Below are 17800 nucleotides of genomic sequence, written 5' to 3' on the forward strand. Positions count from 1 at the left end.
CGTTAGAATCAGCGCCTTTTCAAAAGCGGGAGACAGGCAGCATGGCGCAGCAGTATCAACCGGGGCAACGCTGGATCAGCGACAGCGAAGCGGAACTCGGCCTGGGCACCGTCCTGGCCCAGGACGGTCGCTTGCTCACCGTGCTCTACCCGGCCACCGGCGAAACCCGCCAGTACGCATTGCGCAATGCTCCGTTGACGCGCGTGCGCTTTTCTCCAGGCGATGTGATCACCCACTTCGAAGGCTGGAAACTGACCGTCCGCGAGGTCGACGATGCCGACGGCCTGCTGGTCTACCACGGCCTCAATGCGCAGAACGAGCAACGCACACTGCCTGAAACCCAGCTGTCCAATTTCATTCAGTTCCGCCTGGCCAGCGACCGCCTGTTCGCCGGCCAGATCGACCCGCTGCCGTGGTTTTCGCTGCGCTACAACACCCTGGAACACACCAGCAAGCAGTTGCAGTCCTCGCTCTGGGGCCTGGGCGGCGTGCGTGCGCAACCCATCGCGCACCAGCTGCACATTGCCCGCGAAGTCGCCGACCGCATCGCCCCGCGCGTATTGCTGGCCGACGAAGTGGGCCTGGGCAAGACCATCGAAGCCGGCCTGGTGATTCATCGCCAGCTGCTGTCCGGGCGAGCCAGCCGCGTGCTGATCCTGGTCCCGGAAAACCTGCAGCACCAATGGCTGGTGGAAATGCGCCGGCGCTTCAACCTGCAGGTGGCCCTGTTCGATGCCGAGCGCTTCATCGAAAGCGATGCCAGCAACCCCTTCGAGGACGCGCAACTGGCGCTGGTCTCGCTGGAATGGCTGACCGAAGATGAAAAGGCCCAGGATGCGTTGTTCGCCGCCGGCTGGGACCTGCTGGTGGTCGACGAGGCCCATCACCTGGTCTGGCACGAGGAAAAGGCCAGCCCGCAGTACTCGCTGGTCGAGCAACTGGCCGAAGTCATCCCCGGCGTTCTGCTGCTCACCGCCACCCCGGAGCAATTGGGCCAGGACAGCCACTTCGCACGCCTGCGCCTGCTCGATCCGAACCGCTTCCATGACCTGGCGGCCTTTCGTGCCGAAAGCGAAAACTATCGTCCGGTCGCCGAAGCCGTGCAGGAACTGCTCGACAAGGGCAGCTTGTCGAGCACCGCGCAACAGACTATCCATGGGCTGCTTGGCGCCCAGGGCGACACACTGGTCGCCGCGGTCAATGCGGGCGACGAGGCAGCCGGCCCACGGCTGATCCGCGAACTGCTCGATCGCCACGGTACCGGGCGCGTACTGTTCCGCAACACTCGCGCCGCCGTGCAGGGCTTCCCCGAACGCAAGCTGCACCCCTACCCACTGCCGTGCCCGGACGCCTACCTGGAGCTGCCGCTGGGCGAACACGCCGAGTTGTACCCGGAAGTCGGCTTCCAGGCCCAGGCCGAGGACAGCGACGCCGAACGCTGGTGGCGCTTCGATCCGCGGGTGGAATGGCTGATCGATACGCTCAAGATGCTCAAGCGCACCAAGGTGCTGGTCATCTGCGCTCACGCCGAAACCGCGATGGACCTGGAAGACGCCCTGCGCGTGCGCTCCGGCACCCTGGCCACGGTGTTCCACGAAGGCATGAGCATTCTGGAGCGGGACCGCGCCGCGGCCTACTTCGCCGATGAAGAATTTGGCGCGCAGGTGCTGATCTGTTCGGAAATCGGCAGCGAGGGCCGCAACTTCCAGTTCGCCCACCATCTGGTGCTGTTCGACCTGCCTGCGCACCCCGACCTGCTCGAGCAGCGCATCGGCCGTCTCGACCGAATCGGCCAGAAACACATCATCGAGCTGCATGTGCCGTACCTGGAAAACAGCCCGCAGGAACGCCTGTTCCAGTGGTACCACAGCGCGCTCAATGCCTTTCTGAACACCTGTCCTACGGGTAACGCGCTGCAGCACCAGTTCGGTCCGCGCCTGCTGCCGATGCTGGAAAACGCCGACGACGGCGAATGGCAAGCGCTGATCGACGAGGCGCGCAGCCGTCGTGAGTCGCTGGAAAGCGAGCTGCACACCGGGCGCGACCGACTGCTGGAGCTCAACTCCGGCGGCGACGGCGAAGGCCAGGCTCTGGTGGCTGCCATCGAAGAGCAGGACGATCAATTCGCCCTGCCGATCTACATGGAAACCCTCTTCGATGCCTTCGGCATCGACAGCGAAGACCATTCCGACAACGCGTTGATCCTGCGCCCCAGCGAGAAGATGCTCGATGCCAGCTTTCCGCTCGGCGACGACGAAGGCGTGACCATCACCTACGACCGCGAGCAGGCGTTGTCGCGCGAGGACATGCAGTTCATCACCTGGGAGCACCCCATGGTGCAGGGCGGCATGGACCTGGTATTGGCGGGCTCGATGGGCAACACCGCCGTGGCGCTGATCAAGAACAAGGCGCTCAAGCCAGGCACCGTGCTGCTGGAACTGCTTTACGTCAGCGAAGTGGTCGCGCCGCGCTCGCTGCAGCTGGGCCGCTACTTGCCGCCTGCGGCGCTGCGCTGCCTGCTCGACACCAATGGCAACGACCTGGCATCGCGAGTGTCGTTCGAAACCCTCAACGATCAGCTCGAAAGCGTCCCCAAGGCCAGCGCCAACAAGTTCATCCAGGCGCAGCGCGATGTGCTCGCACCACGCATCACCGCCGGCGAAAGCAAGATTGCGCCGCGGCATGCCGAACGCGTCGCACAGGCGCAGCACCGCCTGGCTGCCGAAACGGAAGAGGAACTGGCACGCTTGACGGCGTTGCAGGCGGTCAATCCGACCGTCCGGGACAGCGAACTGGTTGCCCTGCGCAAACAGCGTGAAGACGGCCTGGCCATGCTCGACAAGGCTGCCCTGCGCCTGGAAGCCATTCGCGTGCTGGTAGCCGGCTGACCGCTGCCTTCCCGCGCGGGCGTGAGCCTGCGCGGGAGGGCGTTACGGAATCACCCTGACTGTTACTGGCCGTATCGCCGGCGCTCGCTGGCACGCGGGTGGTTGCCGATGACCACGATCAGCAGTTGCGAAGACCGGCGCGTTTGACCTCGACCACGCACCTCCGTGGTGCATGCATTATTCCCCTGCCCTTTCCTGGATCACCACCCACGGTGACACCACCACCGCCCAGAGCACCGGATCGCGTTCGCAAAAATCCAAGGCCCGCGGCGCAGACAGCTTCTCGACCTTTCCATCGGCCAGCCATTGGGCGACCTCAGCGTGCTTGTCTTCGGCCAACGCCTGCCCTACGGTGATCAAATCCAGGCCAGGCTCGACCCACAACAGGGCACCCTTGGCAAAGAAGGGCTGCAATGCCTGCCATTCGATAATTGCGGTCTCGCCAAGCAATCTGGCATAGAGGGTGCTAGCGTCTTCAGTCATGGGTTTCACCGTCAGGAAAAAATCGGCGCCATGATAGCGGTCCGAGTTGTCTGGAAAAACCCGGTTGCAATATATAGGTTCGAGTTTTGCCCCGACAAACCGGCTTTATTTGTCTGGCCGGACGCCAGCATGTACTTGAATCTATAACTTTATGTCGATTTAGCGACAACCGATCGCTTTCGCTGCAAACGCCAGCTTTCCAACCGGCAAACCGGCGCTCTACACTGTACCGGTACAGTTGTCGGGTGCAGATTCGGATGTCGTCTGCCATGGCTCGCCGAGGGGGTAAAGCGGTGAGTGTGGCCAAGATTCGGTCCGCCGCCTGTTCGGCCAGGACTATAAAAACTACAACGCAAAAATGGAGCACTAATGAATAAGCAGATTTCCAAACTGTTTGCCGCTCTGGTTCTGGCCGGCGTCGCCAGCCACTCGATGGCAGCCGACACCATCAAGATCGGCATTGCCGGGCCCAAGACCGGCCCGGTTGCCGAATACGGCGTCATGCAGTTCAACGGCGCGAAGATGGCTATCGAGCAGATCAACGCCAAGGGCGGCGTTGACGGCAAGCAGCTCGTAGCCGTCGAATACGACGATGCCTGCGATCCCAAGCAGGCCGTTGCGGTGGCCAACAAGGTGGTCAATGACGGCGTCAAGTTCGTCGTTGGTCACCTGTGCTCCAGTTCCGCCCAGCCGGCATCCGATGTCTACGAAGACGAAGGCATCATCATGGTGACCCCGGCGGCCACCAGCCCCGACATTACCGCCAAGGGCAAGAAGCTGGTATTCCGTACCATCGGCCTGGACAGCGCCCAGGGCCCTGCCGCCGGCAACTACATCGCCGATGTGGTCAAACCCAAGATCGTTGCCGTCGTCCACGACAAGCAGCAGTACGGCGAAGGCATTGCCACGGCGGTCAAGACCACGCTTGAAGGCAAGGGCGTGAAAGTTGCCGTGTTCGAAGGCATCAACGCCGGCGACAAGGATTTTTCATCGCTGATCGCCAAGCTCAAGCAGGCCAACGTCGACTTCGTCTACTACGGCGGCTACCACCCCGAGCTGGGCCAGATCCTGCGCCAGTCCAAGGAGAAAGGCCTGAACGCCAAGTTCATGGGCCCTGAAGGCGTGGGCAACGATTCCATCTCGCAGATCGCAGGCGAAGCCTCCGAAGGCCTGCTGGTGACCTTGCCCAAGTCTTTCGACAAGGATCCTGAAAACATCGCGCTGACCAAGGCATTCCAGGACAAGAAGCAAGACCCGAGCGGTCCGTTCGTCTACCCGTCGTACTCGGCCGTGCAAGTGATTGCCGACGGCATCACCGCCGCCAAGAGCGAAGACACCGACAAAGTGGCCGAGGCCATCCACGCCGGTACCTTCAAGACGCCCATGGGCGATCTGAGCTATGACGCCAAGGGCGACCTGAAGAACTTCCAGTTCGTGGTCTACGAGTGGCATTTCGGCAAACCCAAGACCGAAGCCGCCCAGTAAGCCTGGCAACACCCCCACAAAGCCCACTGCATCGCAGTGGGCTTTGTTTTACGAGTGACGGGTACGGCCGGTGCGAACCACCGGCCGGCCCCCTGAAAATCTTGAAACCGTGACCAGCGGTTCACCTGCCCTGCCCGGCAACACTGCGCCAAGGAGAGCGCTCGGGACATGGCCGGAGAAATGCGAACAGGTTTTTAGGAGCGCGGTAAATGCCTGAATTATTCCATTACATGCAGCAGTTGGTGAATGGCCTGACCATCGGCAGCACCTATGCATTGATCGCCATCGGCTACACGATGGTGTACGGCATCATCGGCATGATCAACTTCGCCCATGGCGAGGTGTACATGATCGGTTCGTATGTCACCTTCATCGTTCTGGCTGGCCTGGCCATGCTGGGCATCCACAGTCTTCCGGTACTGATGATCGCCGGCTTCGCCGCCGCCATCCTGGTCACCAGTGCCTATGGCTACAGCATCGAACGTGTCGCCTATCGACCGCTGCGCAACAGCAACCGGTTGATCCCGTTGATCTCGGCGATCGGCATGTCGATCTTCCTGCAGAATTCGGTGCAGCTGTCCCAGGGTTCCGGCAACTTCGCCATTCCCAATCTGCTCCCCGGCAGCCTGACCTTCGGCCCCGGTGGTGCCGAGGAAGTACAGATTTCCTACATGCAGATTCTGGTATTCCTGGTCACGCTGGGAGCGATGTACGGCCTGACCCTGTTCATTTCCCGCTCGCGCATGGGGCGTGCCTGCCGCGCCTGCGCCGAGGACATGAAAATGGCCAACCTGCTGGGCATCAACACCAACGCGATCATCGCCCTCACCTTCGTGATAGGCGCGGCACTGGCCGCAGTCGCGGCCGTGCTGTTGAGCATGCAGTATGGCGTGATCAACCCCAGCGCCGGCTTCCTGGTCGGGCTCAAGGCCTTCACCGCAGCGGTGCTGGGCGGTATCGGCAGCATCCCAGGAGCCATGCTGGGCGGCCTGGTGCTGGGCGTAGCCGAAGCGTTCGGCGCGGATATCTTTGGTGACCAGTACAAGGATGTCGTGTCGTTCGGCCTGCTGGTCCTGGTTCTATTGTTCCGTCCGACCGGCATCCTGGGCCGTCCGGAGGTTGAGAAAGTATGAGCAAGTCTCTTAGATCCGCGCTGTTCAGCGCGGCATTGGTATGGGCCGTGGCCTATCCGGTACTGGGCCTGAAACTGGCCTTCTCCGGCGTTACCCTGGTTGTGCAGAACGCCAGCACCGGCACCCTGCTGACCATTGCCGGCTGTTCGCTGCTGATGTTCCTGCGGGTGCTGTTCGCCGAGCGCATCGGTGGCCTGCGCCGCGATTCGAGCAGGCCGCTGATACCGGCCAAGGCCTCGAACTTCCTGACCCTGCCCAGCACTCAGCGCTGGTTCATCCTGGCCCTGGTGGTGCTGGCGTTCATCTGGCCGTTCTTCGGTTCGCGTGGCGCGGTCGACATCGCAACCCTGATCCTGATCTACGTCATGCTCGGCCTCGGCCTGAACATCGTGGTCGGCCTGGCTGGCCTGCTCGACCTGGGTTACGTGGGTTTCTATGCAGTCGGCGCCTACGGCTATGCCCTGCTCTCGCATTATTTCGGCCTGAGCTTCTGGGAGTGCCTGCCACTGGCCGGTCTGCTGGCGGCAACCTTCGGTTTCCTCCTGGGCTTCCCGGTGCTGCGCCTGCGAGGTGATTACCTGGCCATCGTGACCTTGGGCTTCGGGGAAATCATCCGGATATTCCTGCGCAACCTCACCGACATCACCGGCGGCCCGAACGGCATCAGCAACATCGAAAAGCCGACGTTCTTCGGCCTCTCGTTCGAGCGCCGCGCCGCCGAAGGCAGCCAGACCTTCTACCAGTTCTTCGGCCTGGAATACAGCCCGATCGGCAAGGTCATCTTTCTCTACCTGATCGCTCTGCTGATGGCCCTGGCGGCGCTGTTCGTCATCAACCGCTTGCTGCGCATGCCCATCGGAAGAGCCTGGGAAGCGCTGCGCGAGGACGAGATCGCCTGCCGCGCGCTGGGCCTCAACCCGACCGTGATCAAGCTCTCCGCGTTCACTTTGGGTGCGGCATTCGCAGGCTTCGCCGGCAGTTTCTTCGCGGCACGGCAAGGCCTGGTCACCCCGGAATCGTTCACCTTCATCGAGTCGGCGATCATTCTTGCCATCGTTGTGCTGGGTGGCATGGGCTCGCAACTGGGGGTGATCCTCGCCGCCATCGTGATGATCCTGCTGCCTGAATTGATGCGTGAGTTCAGTGACTACCGCATGTTGATGTTCGGCGCCCTGATGGTGCTGATGATGATCTGGCGTCCGCAAGGCTTGCTTCCGATGCAGCGTCCCCACCTGGAGCTGCGCAAATGAGCCAGAACATTCTGCAAGTCACCGACCTGAGCATGCGCTTCGGCGGCCTGCTGGCGGTCAACGGCGTGGCCCTGAGCGTGAAGGAAAAACAGGTGGTGGCCCTGATCGGCCCCAACGGCGCCGGCAAGACCACGGTGTTCAACTGCCTGACCGGCTTCTACAAGCCCAGCGGCGGGACCATCCTGCTCGATGGCCAGCCGATCCAGGGACTGCCCGGCCATCAGATCGCGCGCAAGGGCGTGGTGCGCACCTTCCAGAACGTGCGGCTGTTCAAGGAAATGACCGCACTGGAAAACCTGCTGATCGCCCAGCATCGGCACTTGAACACCAACTTTTTTGCCGGGTTGTTCAAAACGCCAAACTTCCGCAAAAGCGAAAGGGAGGCCATGGAGTACGCCGAGTATTGGCTGGAAAAGGTCAACCTCAAGGAGTTCGCCAACCGCACCGCAGGGACGCTCGCCTACGGGCAGCAGCGCCGCCTGGAGATTGCCCGCTGCATGATGACCCGGCCGCGCATGCTGATGCTCGACGAGCCTGCAGCCGGTCTCAACCCGCGTGAAACCGACGACCTCAAGGCGCTGATCGGGGTGCTGCGTGAAGAGCACAACGCAACCGTGCTGCTGATCGAGCACGACATGAAACTGGTCATGAGCATTTCCGACCACATCGTCGTGATCAACCAGGGCACGCCCCTGGCCGATGGTACGCCGGAGCAGATCCGCGACAATCCTGACGTCATCAAAGCCTACCTGGGGGAAGCGTAAATGCTGCAGTTCGAAAACGTTTCTACCTTCTACGGCAAGATCCAGGCGCTGCACGGAGTCAATGTGGAAGTTCGCCAGGGCGAGATCGTCACCCTGATCGGGGCCAACGGCGCGGGCAAGTCAACCCTGCTGATGACCCTGTGCGGCGCGCCGCGGGCGCACTCGGGGAGCATTCGCTACATGGGCGAGGAGCTGGTGGGCAAGGAGTCAGCGGAAATCATGCGCAAGAGCATTGCCGTGGTGCCCGAAGGTCGCCGGGTGTTCGCGCGCCTGACCGTCGAAGAAAACCTGGCCATGGGCGGGTTCTTCACCGACAAGGGCGACTACGAGGAGCAGATGGACAAGGTCCTTGCCTTGTTCCCGCGGCTCAAGGAACGCTTCAGCCAGCGCGGGGGCACCATGTCGGGCGGTGAACAGCAGATGCTCGCCATCGGCCGCGCGCTGATGAGCAAGCCCAAGCTGCTGTTGCTCGATGAACCCTCCCTGGGGCTGGCACCGATCATCATCCAGCAGATCTTCGACATCATCGAGCAGTTGCGCCGTGATGGGGTCACGGTGTTCCTGGTCGAACAGAACGCCAACCAGGCCCTGAAGATCGCCGACCGTGCCTACGTGCTGGAAAACGGCCGGGTGGTCATGCAAGGCAGCGGCGAAACCCTGCTCACCGACCCCAAGGTGCGCGAGGCCTACCTGGGCGGTTGAGCGGGCCGCCAGGCTTGTGCGCCCCGCTACCTGTAGGAGCGGTCCGCGGCCGCGAAGGCATCACCGCGGCTCGACTGACAGACCGCGGTAAGTCCTTCGCGGCCGCGGACCGCTCCTACGGCAGACCGTGAGGCGGAGCGGACGACGTAGTCCCGTCGTCCCTGCGAACACGCTTTTCACGGGCCCTGTGCTACCGTGCTCCTCATCGTTCAGGAGACCCACGATGCACCTGCCCCGCTCCCTCGCCATGCTCGCCCTGCTGCCACTGCTCGCCAGCTGCCAGTCCATCTTCAACCGCGCTGCGGATGCCCCTTCCACTGCAGGCCTGACCCGCATGCAAGGCGCCCTGCAGGGCGACAACGGCCGGCTGTTCTTTCAGCCCTGTGGTGACCCGCGCCGCTATGCGGTAACCGACAGCAATGGCACCGGGGTGTTGCAGGAGGCCTCGCAACTGGCCGGCAATCGCCCTGTGGTGTATGCCGACCTGCGCGGACGTTTCGACGCCAGCACCAACGGCAGCACCGATGGCCAACTGCGCCTGCAGCAGCTGTATCGACTCGATCGCTCGCTGGCCGCGTGCAAGGACCCGGACTTCAAGCTGTCCAGCCTGAGCGCCGCTGGCGAGTCCCCGCGCTGGCAGGTCAGGGTGACCGGCCAGGGCATGATCGTGGATCGCGAAGGTCAGGCTCCCCTGGCCTTGCCCTATGTCGAGGAACAGGTCGGCGATGGCCGCTTCAACCTGTCCACCGAGGCCAACGGCCAGCGCATCGAGCTGTGGGTGGCACCGCAACGCTGCGTCGATACGCGCAATCAGGGTGTGCAATTCCTCGCTGCCGAACTGCGCGTCAACGGCGACGTGCAGCGTGGCTGCGCGACCTTCGGCGGCGCACGCAATCAGTAAGCTGCACCGTCCAGCGTTTTTTACCTGACGACGGGCAGCGCATCGCGTTTATAATGCCGGGTTCTGTTATGCCCCCGGGGCGCGCCCGGATTTTTGGACCTGTCATGCTACGAATCACCGAACTCAAGTTGCCCCTGGACCACTCCGACGACGCCCTGCAACCTGCCATCGTGCAGCGCCTGGGCATCGCCGACGCCGACCTGCTGGACTTCACTCTATTCAAACGCAGCTACGATGCGCGCAAGAAGAACAGCGAACTGCAGTTCATCTACACCGTCGATCTGCAAGTGCGCGACGAAGCCGCGGTGCTCGAGCGTTTCGCCGATGACCACAACGTCAACGTGGCCCCGGATGTCAGCTACAAGGTAGTCGGGCATGCGCCAGGGGACTATGCCCAGCGCCCTCTGGTCGTGGGTTTCGGCCCCTGCGGGATCTTCGCCGCCCTGCTGCTGGCGCAGATGGGCTTCAAGCCCATCGTGCTCGAGCGTGGCAAGGAGGTGCGCCAGCGCACCAAGGACACCTGGGGCCTGTGGCGCAAGAACGTGCTGAACGCCGAGTCCAACGTGCAATTCGGCGAGGGCGGTGCCGGCACCTTTTCCGATGGCAAGCTCTACAGCCAGATCAAGGACCCACAGCACCATGGGCGCAAGGTTCTGCACGAGTTCGTCAAGGCTGGAGCGCCCGAGGAAATCCTCTACGTCAGCAAGCCACACATCGGCACGTTCCGCCTGACCGGCATGGTCGAGAACATGCGCCAGCAGATCATCGCGCTGGGCGGCGAGATCCGCTTCGAGCAGAAAGTCACCGACCTGCTGGTCGATGGCGAGCGGCTGCAGGGAGTGGTTCTGGAAAGCGGCGAGCAGTTGCTCTCCAACCATGTGGTCATGGCCCTGGGACATAGCGCCCGGGATACCTTTCGCATGCTGCACGCGCGCAATGTGTTCATGGAAGCCAAGCCCTTCTCCATCGGTTTTCGCGTGGAGCACCCGCAGGGCATCATCGACCGCGCCCGGCTGGGCAAGTACGCCGGCCACCCGAAGCTGGGTGCCGCTGACTACAAACTGGTCCACCACGCCAAGAATGGCCGCTCGGTGTACAGCTTCTGCATGTGCCCCGGCGGTACCGTGGTCGCGGCCACGTCCGAACCGGGTCGCGTGGTCACCAACGGCATGAGCCAGTATTCGCGCAACGAGCGCAATGCCAACTCAGGCATCGTCGTCGGCATTACCCCGGAACAGGACTATCCCGGCGGCCCGCTGGCCGGCATCGAACTGCAGGAACAGCTCGAGTCCACGGCTTACCTGCTGGGTGGCAGCAACTATCAGGCGCCGGCGCAATTGCTGGGCGACTTCGTTGCCGGCAAGCCCTCCACAGCACTGGGCAGCGTCGAGCCTTCGTACAAACCGGGGGTCACGCTGGGCGACCTGGCACTGTCGCTGCCGGCTTTCGCCATCGAAGCGATCCGCGAAGCCCTGCCGGCATTCGAACGCCAGATCAAAGGCTTCTCGATGCATGACGCCGTGCTGACCGGCATCGAGACACGCACGTCCTCGCCCCTGCGCATCACCCGTGGTGCCGACTACCAGAGCCTGAACCTCAAGGGTCTGTTCCCGGCCGGTGAAGGTGCTGGCTATGCGGGCGGGATCCTCTCCGCCGGCGTGGACGGCGTACGTATCGCCGAAGCCGTAGCGCGGGATATTCTGGGTCTGCACTGACCCTTCGCCACTGCGTATTGGCATTGCCTGGAAAACGCATGCCGCTCACGCCTCAAGCGGGCGCAAAAAAACCGGCCTAGGCCGGTTTTTTCGTCGACGAGTTCGCTTAGTGCGAAACGCGGCTGGTGCCGTCTACCGTCATGATGCGTACACGCTCGCCGACACGGAACACTTCGTTCTCCTGTACGGCCTGAACGTAGGCACGCATGCTGCCGTCGTCCTCACGCACGGTGATTTCCACGCCCTGGGTGCGGGTGAATCCTTCTTCGGTGGCCGAGCCCAGCAGACCGCCAGCCACGGCGCCGATCACGGCAGCGACGATGCTGCCGCGACCGCCACCGACTGCACTGCCGGCAACACCACCGACCACGGCACCCGCGCCACCGCCGATCGGTGTCTTGGTGCCTTCGATCTTGACCGGACGCAGCGACTCGATGGTGCCCATGCGCACGGTTTGCACACGGCGCGCCTCGTCGCGCGAGTAGGAGTCGCCCGACAGGTTGGAGGCACATCCGCCCAGCAGCAGGGACATCGTGGTGAAGCAGGCAACTAGCAGAACTGACTTGCGCATTTTGGCAGGACTCCATGGGACATGTGTGCATTAGACGCCGCAGGCCAACGGCTGTCACGACACGGTCTATAAAAATTTACGTCAAAGGTGCGTCAAAGGGCGCAGACGCGGGCCTGGATGCTCGACAAGCCACTGAACGTCTGGACAACGGGCAGTGGCAAAAGGTCAAAGCAGGGTCACGGAGCCAGACGTTCGCGAACCCACGAACCGGCTTGCAAGCGATAGTTGAGGCGGTCGTGCAGGCGACTGGGACGCCCCTGCCAGAACTCGATTCGATCAGCCACCAGGCGATAACCGCCCCAGTGCGCGGGGCACTCGGGCTCGGCAGCGCTGAAGCGCTGCTCGGTTGCCTGCAGCAGCGCTTGCAGCTCGCTGCGATCGGCAATGACCTGGCTTTGCGGCGAGGCCCAGGCACCGAGGCGACTGCCAAGGGGACGAACCCGATAGTAGGCATCGGACTCGGCCGCGCTGACCTTGCTCACCCGCCCTTCTATTCGCACTTGTCGCTCGAGGGTAGGCCAGAAGAAGGTCATGGCCGCAAACGGCCGATCTGCCAGCTGCTGGCCCTTGGCACTGTCGTAGTTGCTGAAGAAGGTGAAACCCTGATCATCCAGGCCCTTGAGCAGCAACACGCGACAATGGGGACGACCTTCGGCATCGACGGTAGCCAGCGTCATCGCGTTGGCTTCCACCGGCGCCTGCTCGGTCTGGACTGCCTCGCCGAACCACTGGCGAAACAGCGCGAAGGGCTCGGACGGTGCCTGCGCCTCGTCCAGCCCATCACGGGTGTAACTACGGCGCATGTCGGCCAGGGCTTGCGTCATGGCAGCGATCCTTGCATCAGTGCGCCTTGGCCTGGTCGTTGCTCACGGCTTTCTTGGCGACGGCTTTCTTGGCCTCGGTTTTCTTGGCAGCTGGGGCGGCTTTCTTGGCCACGGCTGGCTTGGCTGCGGTTTTCTTCGCGGTTGCAGCCTTGGCCGGCGCCTTGGCAGCAGGTTTGGCAACCGGTGCAGGCACGGCCTTGACGTCCTGGGTGGCAAGCATTTCAGCGGCAGTGAAAGTCGGCTGGTTGTACTTGGCCAGCAGGGCCAGCATGGTGTTCTGCGGGGTCAGGAGAATTTCCACGCGACGATTGAGCGAACGACCTTCGACACTGTCGTTGGCGGCACGGGGCATGACCGAACCCATGCCACGCAGCATCAGGCGATCACGCTGCAGACCGCTGAGGCGGAAGATCGAGGCGATCGACTGCGCACGCTCCTGGCTCAGTTTCTGGTTCAGCGGCCCGGGGCCGCTGGTGTCGGCATGGCCCAGGACCAGCACGGCTGTCTTGTGATCGGCGTCGATGGCCTTGGCCACGCGGGTGATCGGGCCGAGGCTGATCGGCAGCAGCATCGAAGGCCGGTCGGGGTTGAACGAGGAGTCGACCGGTGCGGTGATCACCAGCAGGTCTTCGCGACGCTCGAGTTCGAACTTGCTGTCCTTGATGGCTTCGCGCAGCTTCGGCTCGTAGGCGTCGAGCCAGGCCTGGGTGACCTTGGGGTCGACCTTCGGCACGTCGGCAACCTTGGCCTGGGCAGGGGTGCTGCTGGCGCCGAACGGCCACCACCAACGGCTTTCGCTGTCGGACTTGGAATCGGCCTTGGCCACCTTGTCGGTGATGGCCTGCTCGACTTCCTTGTCAGCCGCCTTGCTGGCGACTGCGTCACGGCCAAATGGCCACCAGGCATGCCCGCCCTGGGCCGAGGAATCCTGGGGAGTTTGAGCACAACCGGTAGCGGCCAGGCACAAGGCAAACGCGATGGATTTATTCGGTGACATGGTGCATTCCACAAGGTGTTGGTAAATACAAACCGGTTTAACAAACCGGCCTAAATTATTGATTGATAGAGTAGAGCAGTCATAGCCCAATGGACGACCGCTGGTCGATTTGTGATCAATCGCTTCAGAGACAACTGCGCAGAACGCGCACCAGGTGCTGTGCCCGTGGGTCCATCAGTATATAGGGGCCCAGTGTGTTCACGGCAAAACCAAAGGCAACATCATGTTCCGGATCGGCGAAGCCGACCGACCCCCCTGCCCCGGGGTGACCGAAGGCGCCCGCACCCAGGCCGAAGGTGGCGTTGGCCACCTGTGGCTGGTCGAGCATGCAGCCCAGGCCGAATCGCGTGGGCGTCATGAGCGTCTTGTCCAGGCCCAGGCTGTGCTCCCGGGTAAGCTCGGCAAGCATGTCGGATTCGAGCAGGCTGCCGTCGAGCAGACCGGCGTAGAAACCAGCCAGGCTGCGGGCATTGCCATGACCGTTCGCTGCAGGCTGCTGCATACGCCGCCACTCCGGCTTGTTGGTGCTGGTCAGCACCGATGGCGGATTGGTGAAGGCGCGCGTGGCCATGGCCGCGGGTTCGCGCATGGTCACCTGCAACAGACGCTGGGCCGCTTCGTCGCCGACATTGCCCTTGCCGCGGGCAATGTGCGCAACACGGTGGAATTCCTCATCCGCCAGCCCGACGTGGAAATCCAGCCCCAGGGGTTTGGCCACCCGCGCCACGATGGATTCGCCCGGCCCGCGGTTATCGGCCCGCCGCAGCAGTTCACCGACCAGCCAGCCGTAGGTAATGGCCGCATAGCCATGCCCGGTACCTGGTTGCCACCATGGCGTTTCCGCCGCCAGCGCGGCAGTCATCCGTGGCCAGTCGTAGAGCGCCTCGGGCGGCAGCATGTCACGCAAGGCCGGCAGGCCGGCCTGATGGCAGAGCAGATGGCGCAAGGTGATCGACTGTTTGCCGGCGGCGGCGAATTCCGGCCAGTAGCGGGCCACCGGAGCGTCCAGCGCCAGCTTGCCCTCGGCCACCAACTGCAGGGCAGTCACGGCGGTGAAGGTCTTGGTGCAGGAGAACAGGTTGAGGATGGTGTCGCTGTGCCAGGCCTGGGTACCGTCCTTGTCGGCAGTACCGGCCCAGAGATCGACGACCGTCTCGCCACCCACCTGGATGCACAGCGCGGCGCCGCGCTCCTGAGGGTTGTCGAACAGTGCCGCGAACGCTTCACGCACGGCTTCGAACTGCAACTCGAAGTGACCTTGTATCTGCACCCTGACTCCCATCGACCACGCCGCGAAAAATGAAGCGCATTGTTTCAGCGATTCAGCGCTTTGTGAACCGCCCTGCCCTCGATTATCGTCGCACCGGAGCCGTGCGGGTCGTCAGGAAATCTCCCGACGGAACGGTGGCAATGCGTTGAGGATGGCCTTGCCGTAGCGCTGGGTGACCAGGCGTCGATCGAGCAGCGTGATGGTGCCGCGATCCTGCTCGGTACGCAGCAATCGCCCGCAGGCCTGGATCAGGCGCAGCGAGGCATCGGGCACGGCGATTTCCATGAACGGGTTGCCACCGCGCGCCTCGATCCATTCGGCCAGTGCCGCTTCGACCGGATCGTCAGGCACTGCGAAGGGGATCTTGGCGATGATCACATGCTCGCAATAGGCACCGGGCAAGTCGACGCCTTCGGCGAAGCTGGCGAGACCGAACAGCACGCTGGAGTCCCCGCCATCGACACGCGCCTTGTGCTTGTTCAGGGTTTCCTGCTTGGACAGGTTGCCCTGGATGAACACCTGCTTGCGCCAGTCGCGGTCCAGGCCGTCGAACACGTCCTGCATCTGTTTGCGCGAGGAAAACAGTACCAGGGTTCCACGATAGCCTTCGACCAGGTCCGGCAGGTCGCGGATGATCGCAGCGGTGTGCGCCGCCGCGTCGCGGGGGTCGGCTCGCAGGTCGGGGACGCGCAGCACCCCGGCCTGTTCATGGTGAAAGGGGCTGGGCACGATGGCGGTCACCGAGGCCTTGGGAATCCCGGCGCGCATGCGGAAACGGTCGAACTTGCCCAATGCGGTCAGGGTAGCCGATGTCACCAAGGCACCGTAGGCGACGTTCCACAGGTTGCGGCGCAGCATCTCAGCCGCCAGGATCGGGCTGGCATTGACTTCGATATCGTACAGCGCACCGCCATCGGCCAGGGTCAGCCAGCGCGCCATGGGCGGACTGTCTTCGGGGTCTTCGGCGGTGAAGGCCGTCCACAATTCCCAACTGCCCTGAGCGCGAGCCAGCAGGCTGCCGAACAGCGGGTACCATTCCTCGGCCTGATGGCTGGCAATGCCCACGTTCTTTTCGCCGTCCATGCCTTCCTTGAGCAACTCGCTCAAGCGGGTGAACAGGTCGGTCAGTTTGGAAAAGCCCTTCTTCAGCTCGATGCCCATTTCCCGCATATGCTCGGGCACCACTCCGCCGACGAAGCGATGGCGCGGACGCTCACGGCCTTCCATGTCTTCGCCGGGCTTGAAGTCCGCCAGTTGCTCGCAGGCGCTGAACATGAACTGCTGCTGGGTCTTGATCTCACGGGCCAGCTCCGGCACCTGCTCGATCAATCGCCCCAGGTCACCCGGCAGCGGGTGCTGGGCGAGCAGCTTGGTCAGGTTCTTGGCCGTGGTTTCCAGCCAGTCGGCTGTGGAGCGCAATCGGCTGTAGTGCGCGAAATGGCCGATCGCCTTGTCAGGCAGGTGATGGCCTTCGTCGAATACGTACAACGTGTCGCGCGGGTCGGGCAGCACTGCCCCGCCGCCCAACGCCAGGTCGGCCAGTACCATGTCATGGTTGGTGACGATCACATCGACCTTGCCCATGCCTTCGCGTGCCTTGTAGAAGGTGCACTGGGCAAAGTTAGGGCAATGGCGGCCGGTGCACTGGCTGTGGTCGGTGGTCAGGCGCGACCATTGCTGATCTTCCAGGGCCACCGGCCAGCTGTCGCGGTCACCGTCCCATTTGTTGCCGGCCAGTTTCTCGATCATGCTGGTGAACAGTTTCTGGCTCGCCTCGTCGACCTCGATCTTGAAACCTTCCTCTTCGAACAGCTGCGCGGTCGCGCTCTGCGCGTGTCCTTCCTGCAGCAGCACGTCGAGTTTGGACAGGCACAGGTAGCGTCCGCGGCCCTTGGCCAGCGAGAAGGTGAAGTTCAGCCCGCTGTTGCGCATCAGGTCGGGCAGATCCTTGAACACGATCTGTTCCTGCAGCGCGACCGTGGCCGTGGCAATCACCAGGCGCTTGCCGGCCGCCTTGGCCACCGGAATCGCGGCCAGGCTGTAGGCAACCGTCTTGCCGGTGCCGGTGCCCGCTTCCACCGCCACCACCGCCGGATCGCCCGTACGCCGGCCTTCGTCATCGCACGCGATGTCGCCCAATACCTTGGCGATTTCGGCGATCATCAGGCGCTGGCCATAGCGCGGCTTGAGGCTCTTGGCTTCGAGAAAACGCGTGTAGGCGCCCTGGATCGTGGTTTTGAGTTCGTTACTGATCATCGGCTGGTCATGGCGAAAGGCTGGATATATTTTCAGTGTTTCTCATCGGGTCGCTATCATACGCTGCTCGACTTCGATGTGCTGGCTGGAGATACCCATGAGCGCCGACAGCGTGTTTCAAACCCTGCATGGGCTCGCTGTGCTGATGTGGCTGGGCGGCATGCTGGCGACGTGGACGATCCTGCGCCCGGCCGGGCTGGCAGTGCCTTCGCGGGTTCAGCGCCTGCAGCGTCTGGTGGATATTTTCCCACGGCTGTTCGGCGGGGTCTGGGCCGCCGTGCTGATTCTTCCGATCAGCGGCGTCGCCCTGCTGCGCCTGCGCTTCACCGGCTTCGAGACGGCGCCACGCGACGTACAGATCATGATGGGCCTGTACGTGGTCATGGTGGCCTTGTTCCTGCGCATGCAGGGCCTGCAACTGCCCGCGCTGCGCAAGGCCGTGGCGGCCCAGGCGTGGACGGACGGCGCGATCGCCATGAAGCAGCTGCGTCGCCTGGCGGTGGGTGGCCTGCTGCTGGGCCTGGCGACCGTGGTGCTGGGTATGGCCAGGCAGTTCTGAAC

Annotated in this window: 15 protein-coding genes; 9 read left to right on the plus strand and 6 right to left on the minus strand. The window is 63.3% G+C overall.

Going from position 1 to position 17800, the window contains the following annotated elements; all coding sequences use genetic code 11:
- The first annotated feature begins 41 nt into the window (after window positions 1–41).
- The gene (gene rapA / locus IFT80_RS18815) at window positions 42–2888 is read left to right on the plus strand and encodes an RNA polymerase-associated protein RapA (RefSeq protein WP_192057876.1); all 2847 of its coding nucleotides are present in this window, start codon (window positions 42–44) and stop codon (window positions 2886–2888) included.
- A gap of 177 nt (window positions 2889–3065) precedes the next feature.
- On the opposite strand, the gene IFT80_RS18820 is transcribed toward rapA, so the two are convergent.
- On the minus strand, window positions 3066–3371 hold the full coding sequence (locus tag IFT80_RS18820; protein ID WP_192138081.1) for a DUF2288 domain-containing protein: 306 nt from the start codon (window positions 3369–3371) through the stop codon (window positions 3066–3068).
- Between the two features lie 369 nt (window positions 3372–3740).
- Here IFT80_RS18820 and IFT80_RS18825 point away from each other — a divergent pair, with 369 nt between their 5' ends.
- The 7 genes from IFT80_RS18825 to IFT80_RS18855 all read left to right on the plus strand — a co-directional run bounded on the left by IFT80_RS18825 (window position 3741) and on the right by IFT80_RS18855 (window position 11321).
- Complete coding sequence (locus tag IFT80_RS18825; RefSeq protein WP_122476442.1) at window positions 3741–4856, plus strand: branched-chain amino acid ABC transporter substrate-binding protein; 1116 nt, start codon at window positions 3741–3743, stop codon at window positions 4854–4856.
- 209 nt (window positions 4857–5065) lie between these two features.
- Entirely contained in the window at window positions 5066–5989 is a 924-nt protein-coding gene (gene livH, locus IFT80_RS18830; protein WP_122476443.1) for a high-affinity branched-chain amino acid ABC transporter permease LivH, read from the plus strand.
- Window positions 5986–7239 carry a high-affinity branched-chain amino acid ABC transporter permease LivM gene (locus IFT80_RS18835; protein WP_122476445.1) on the plus strand — a complete coding sequence of 418 codons (1254 nt, stop codon included), beginning with the start codon at window positions 5986–5988 and terminating at the stop codon, window positions 7237–7239. Before livH ends, IFT80_RS18835 begins: the two co-directional genes overlap by 4 nt.
- Window positions 7236–8003: a high-affinity branched-chain amino acid ABC transporter ATP-binding protein LivG gene (gene livG, locus IFT80_RS18840; RefSeq protein WP_192047653.1), complete on the plus strand. Its 768-nt coding sequence runs from the start codon at window positions 7236–7238 to the stop codon at window positions 8001–8003. Before IFT80_RS18835 ends, livG begins: the two co-directional genes overlap by 4 nt.
- Window positions 8004–8705, plus strand: a complete 702-nt coding sequence (locus tag IFT80_RS18845; protein ID WP_122476448.1) for an ABC transporter ATP-binding protein — start codon at window positions 8004–8006, stop codon at window positions 8703–8705.
- Window positions 8706–8928: 223 nt separating this feature from the next.
- Complete coding sequence (locus tag IFT80_RS18850; RefSeq protein WP_122476450.1) at window positions 8929–9606, plus strand: hypothetical protein; 678 nt, start codon at window positions 8929–8931, stop codon at window positions 9604–9606.
- Between the two features lie 104 nt (window positions 9607–9710).
- On the plus strand, window positions 9711–11321 hold the full coding sequence (locus tag IFT80_RS18855) for an NAD(P)/FAD-dependent oxidoreductase (RefSeq protein ID WP_192052898.1): 1611 nt from the start codon (window positions 9711–9713) through the stop codon (window positions 11319–11321).
- A 106-nt stretch (window positions 11322–11427) separates the two neighbouring features.
- On the opposite strand, the gene IFT80_RS18860 is transcribed toward IFT80_RS18855, so the two are convergent.
- The 5 genes from IFT80_RS18860 to dinG all read right to left on the minus strand — a co-directional run bounded on the left by IFT80_RS18860 (window position 11428) and on the right by dinG (window position 17239).
- A complete protein-coding gene (locus IFT80_RS18860) occupies window positions 11428–11892 on the minus strand; it encodes a glycine zipper 2TM domain-containing protein (RefSeq protein WP_043185261.1) in 465 nt (154 codons plus the stop codon).
- Window positions 11893–12068: 176 nt separating this feature from the next.
- Window positions 12069–12716 (minus strand): pyridoxamine 5'-phosphate oxidase, encoded by a 648-nt coding sequence (gene pdxH, locus IFT80_RS18865; RefSeq protein WP_192052896.1) that lies wholly within the window; start codon window positions 12714–12716, stop codon window positions 12069–12071.
- A 16-nt stretch (window positions 12717–12732) separates the two neighbouring features.
- Window positions 12733–13713 (minus strand): OmpA family protein, encoded by a 981-nt coding sequence (locus IFT80_RS18870; protein ID WP_185794304.1) that lies wholly within the window; start codon window positions 13711–13713, stop codon window positions 12733–12735.
- 124 nt (window positions 13714–13837) lie between these two features.
- Window positions 13838–14983 (minus strand): serine hydrolase, encoded by a 1146-nt coding sequence (locus tag IFT80_RS18875; RefSeq protein ID WP_192057875.1) that lies wholly within the window; start codon window positions 14981–14983, stop codon window positions 13838–13840.
- A gap of 111 nt (window positions 14984–15094) precedes the next feature.
- Window positions 15095–17239, minus strand: a complete 2145-nt coding sequence (dinG, locus tag IFT80_RS18880) for an ATP-dependent DNA helicase DinG (protein ID WP_122476457.1) — start codon at window positions 17237–17239, stop codon at window positions 15095–15097.
- Between the two features lie 97 nt (window positions 17240–17336).
- Between dinG and IFT80_RS18885 the strand changes: the two genes are divergently transcribed.
- Window positions 17337–17798 carry a DUF2269 family protein gene (locus IFT80_RS18885; protein WP_192052892.1) on the plus strand — a complete coding sequence of 154 codons (462 nt, stop codon included), beginning with the start codon at window positions 17337–17339 and terminating at the stop codon, window positions 17796–17798.
- Window positions 17799–17800 lie beyond the last annotated feature (2 nt).

Source organism: Pseudomonas sp. CFBP 8771 (assembly GCF_014841695.1).
Classification (GTDB): Bacteria; Pseudomonadota; Gammaproteobacteria; order Pseudomonadales; family Pseudomonadaceae; genus Aquipseudomonas; species Aquipseudomonas baltica.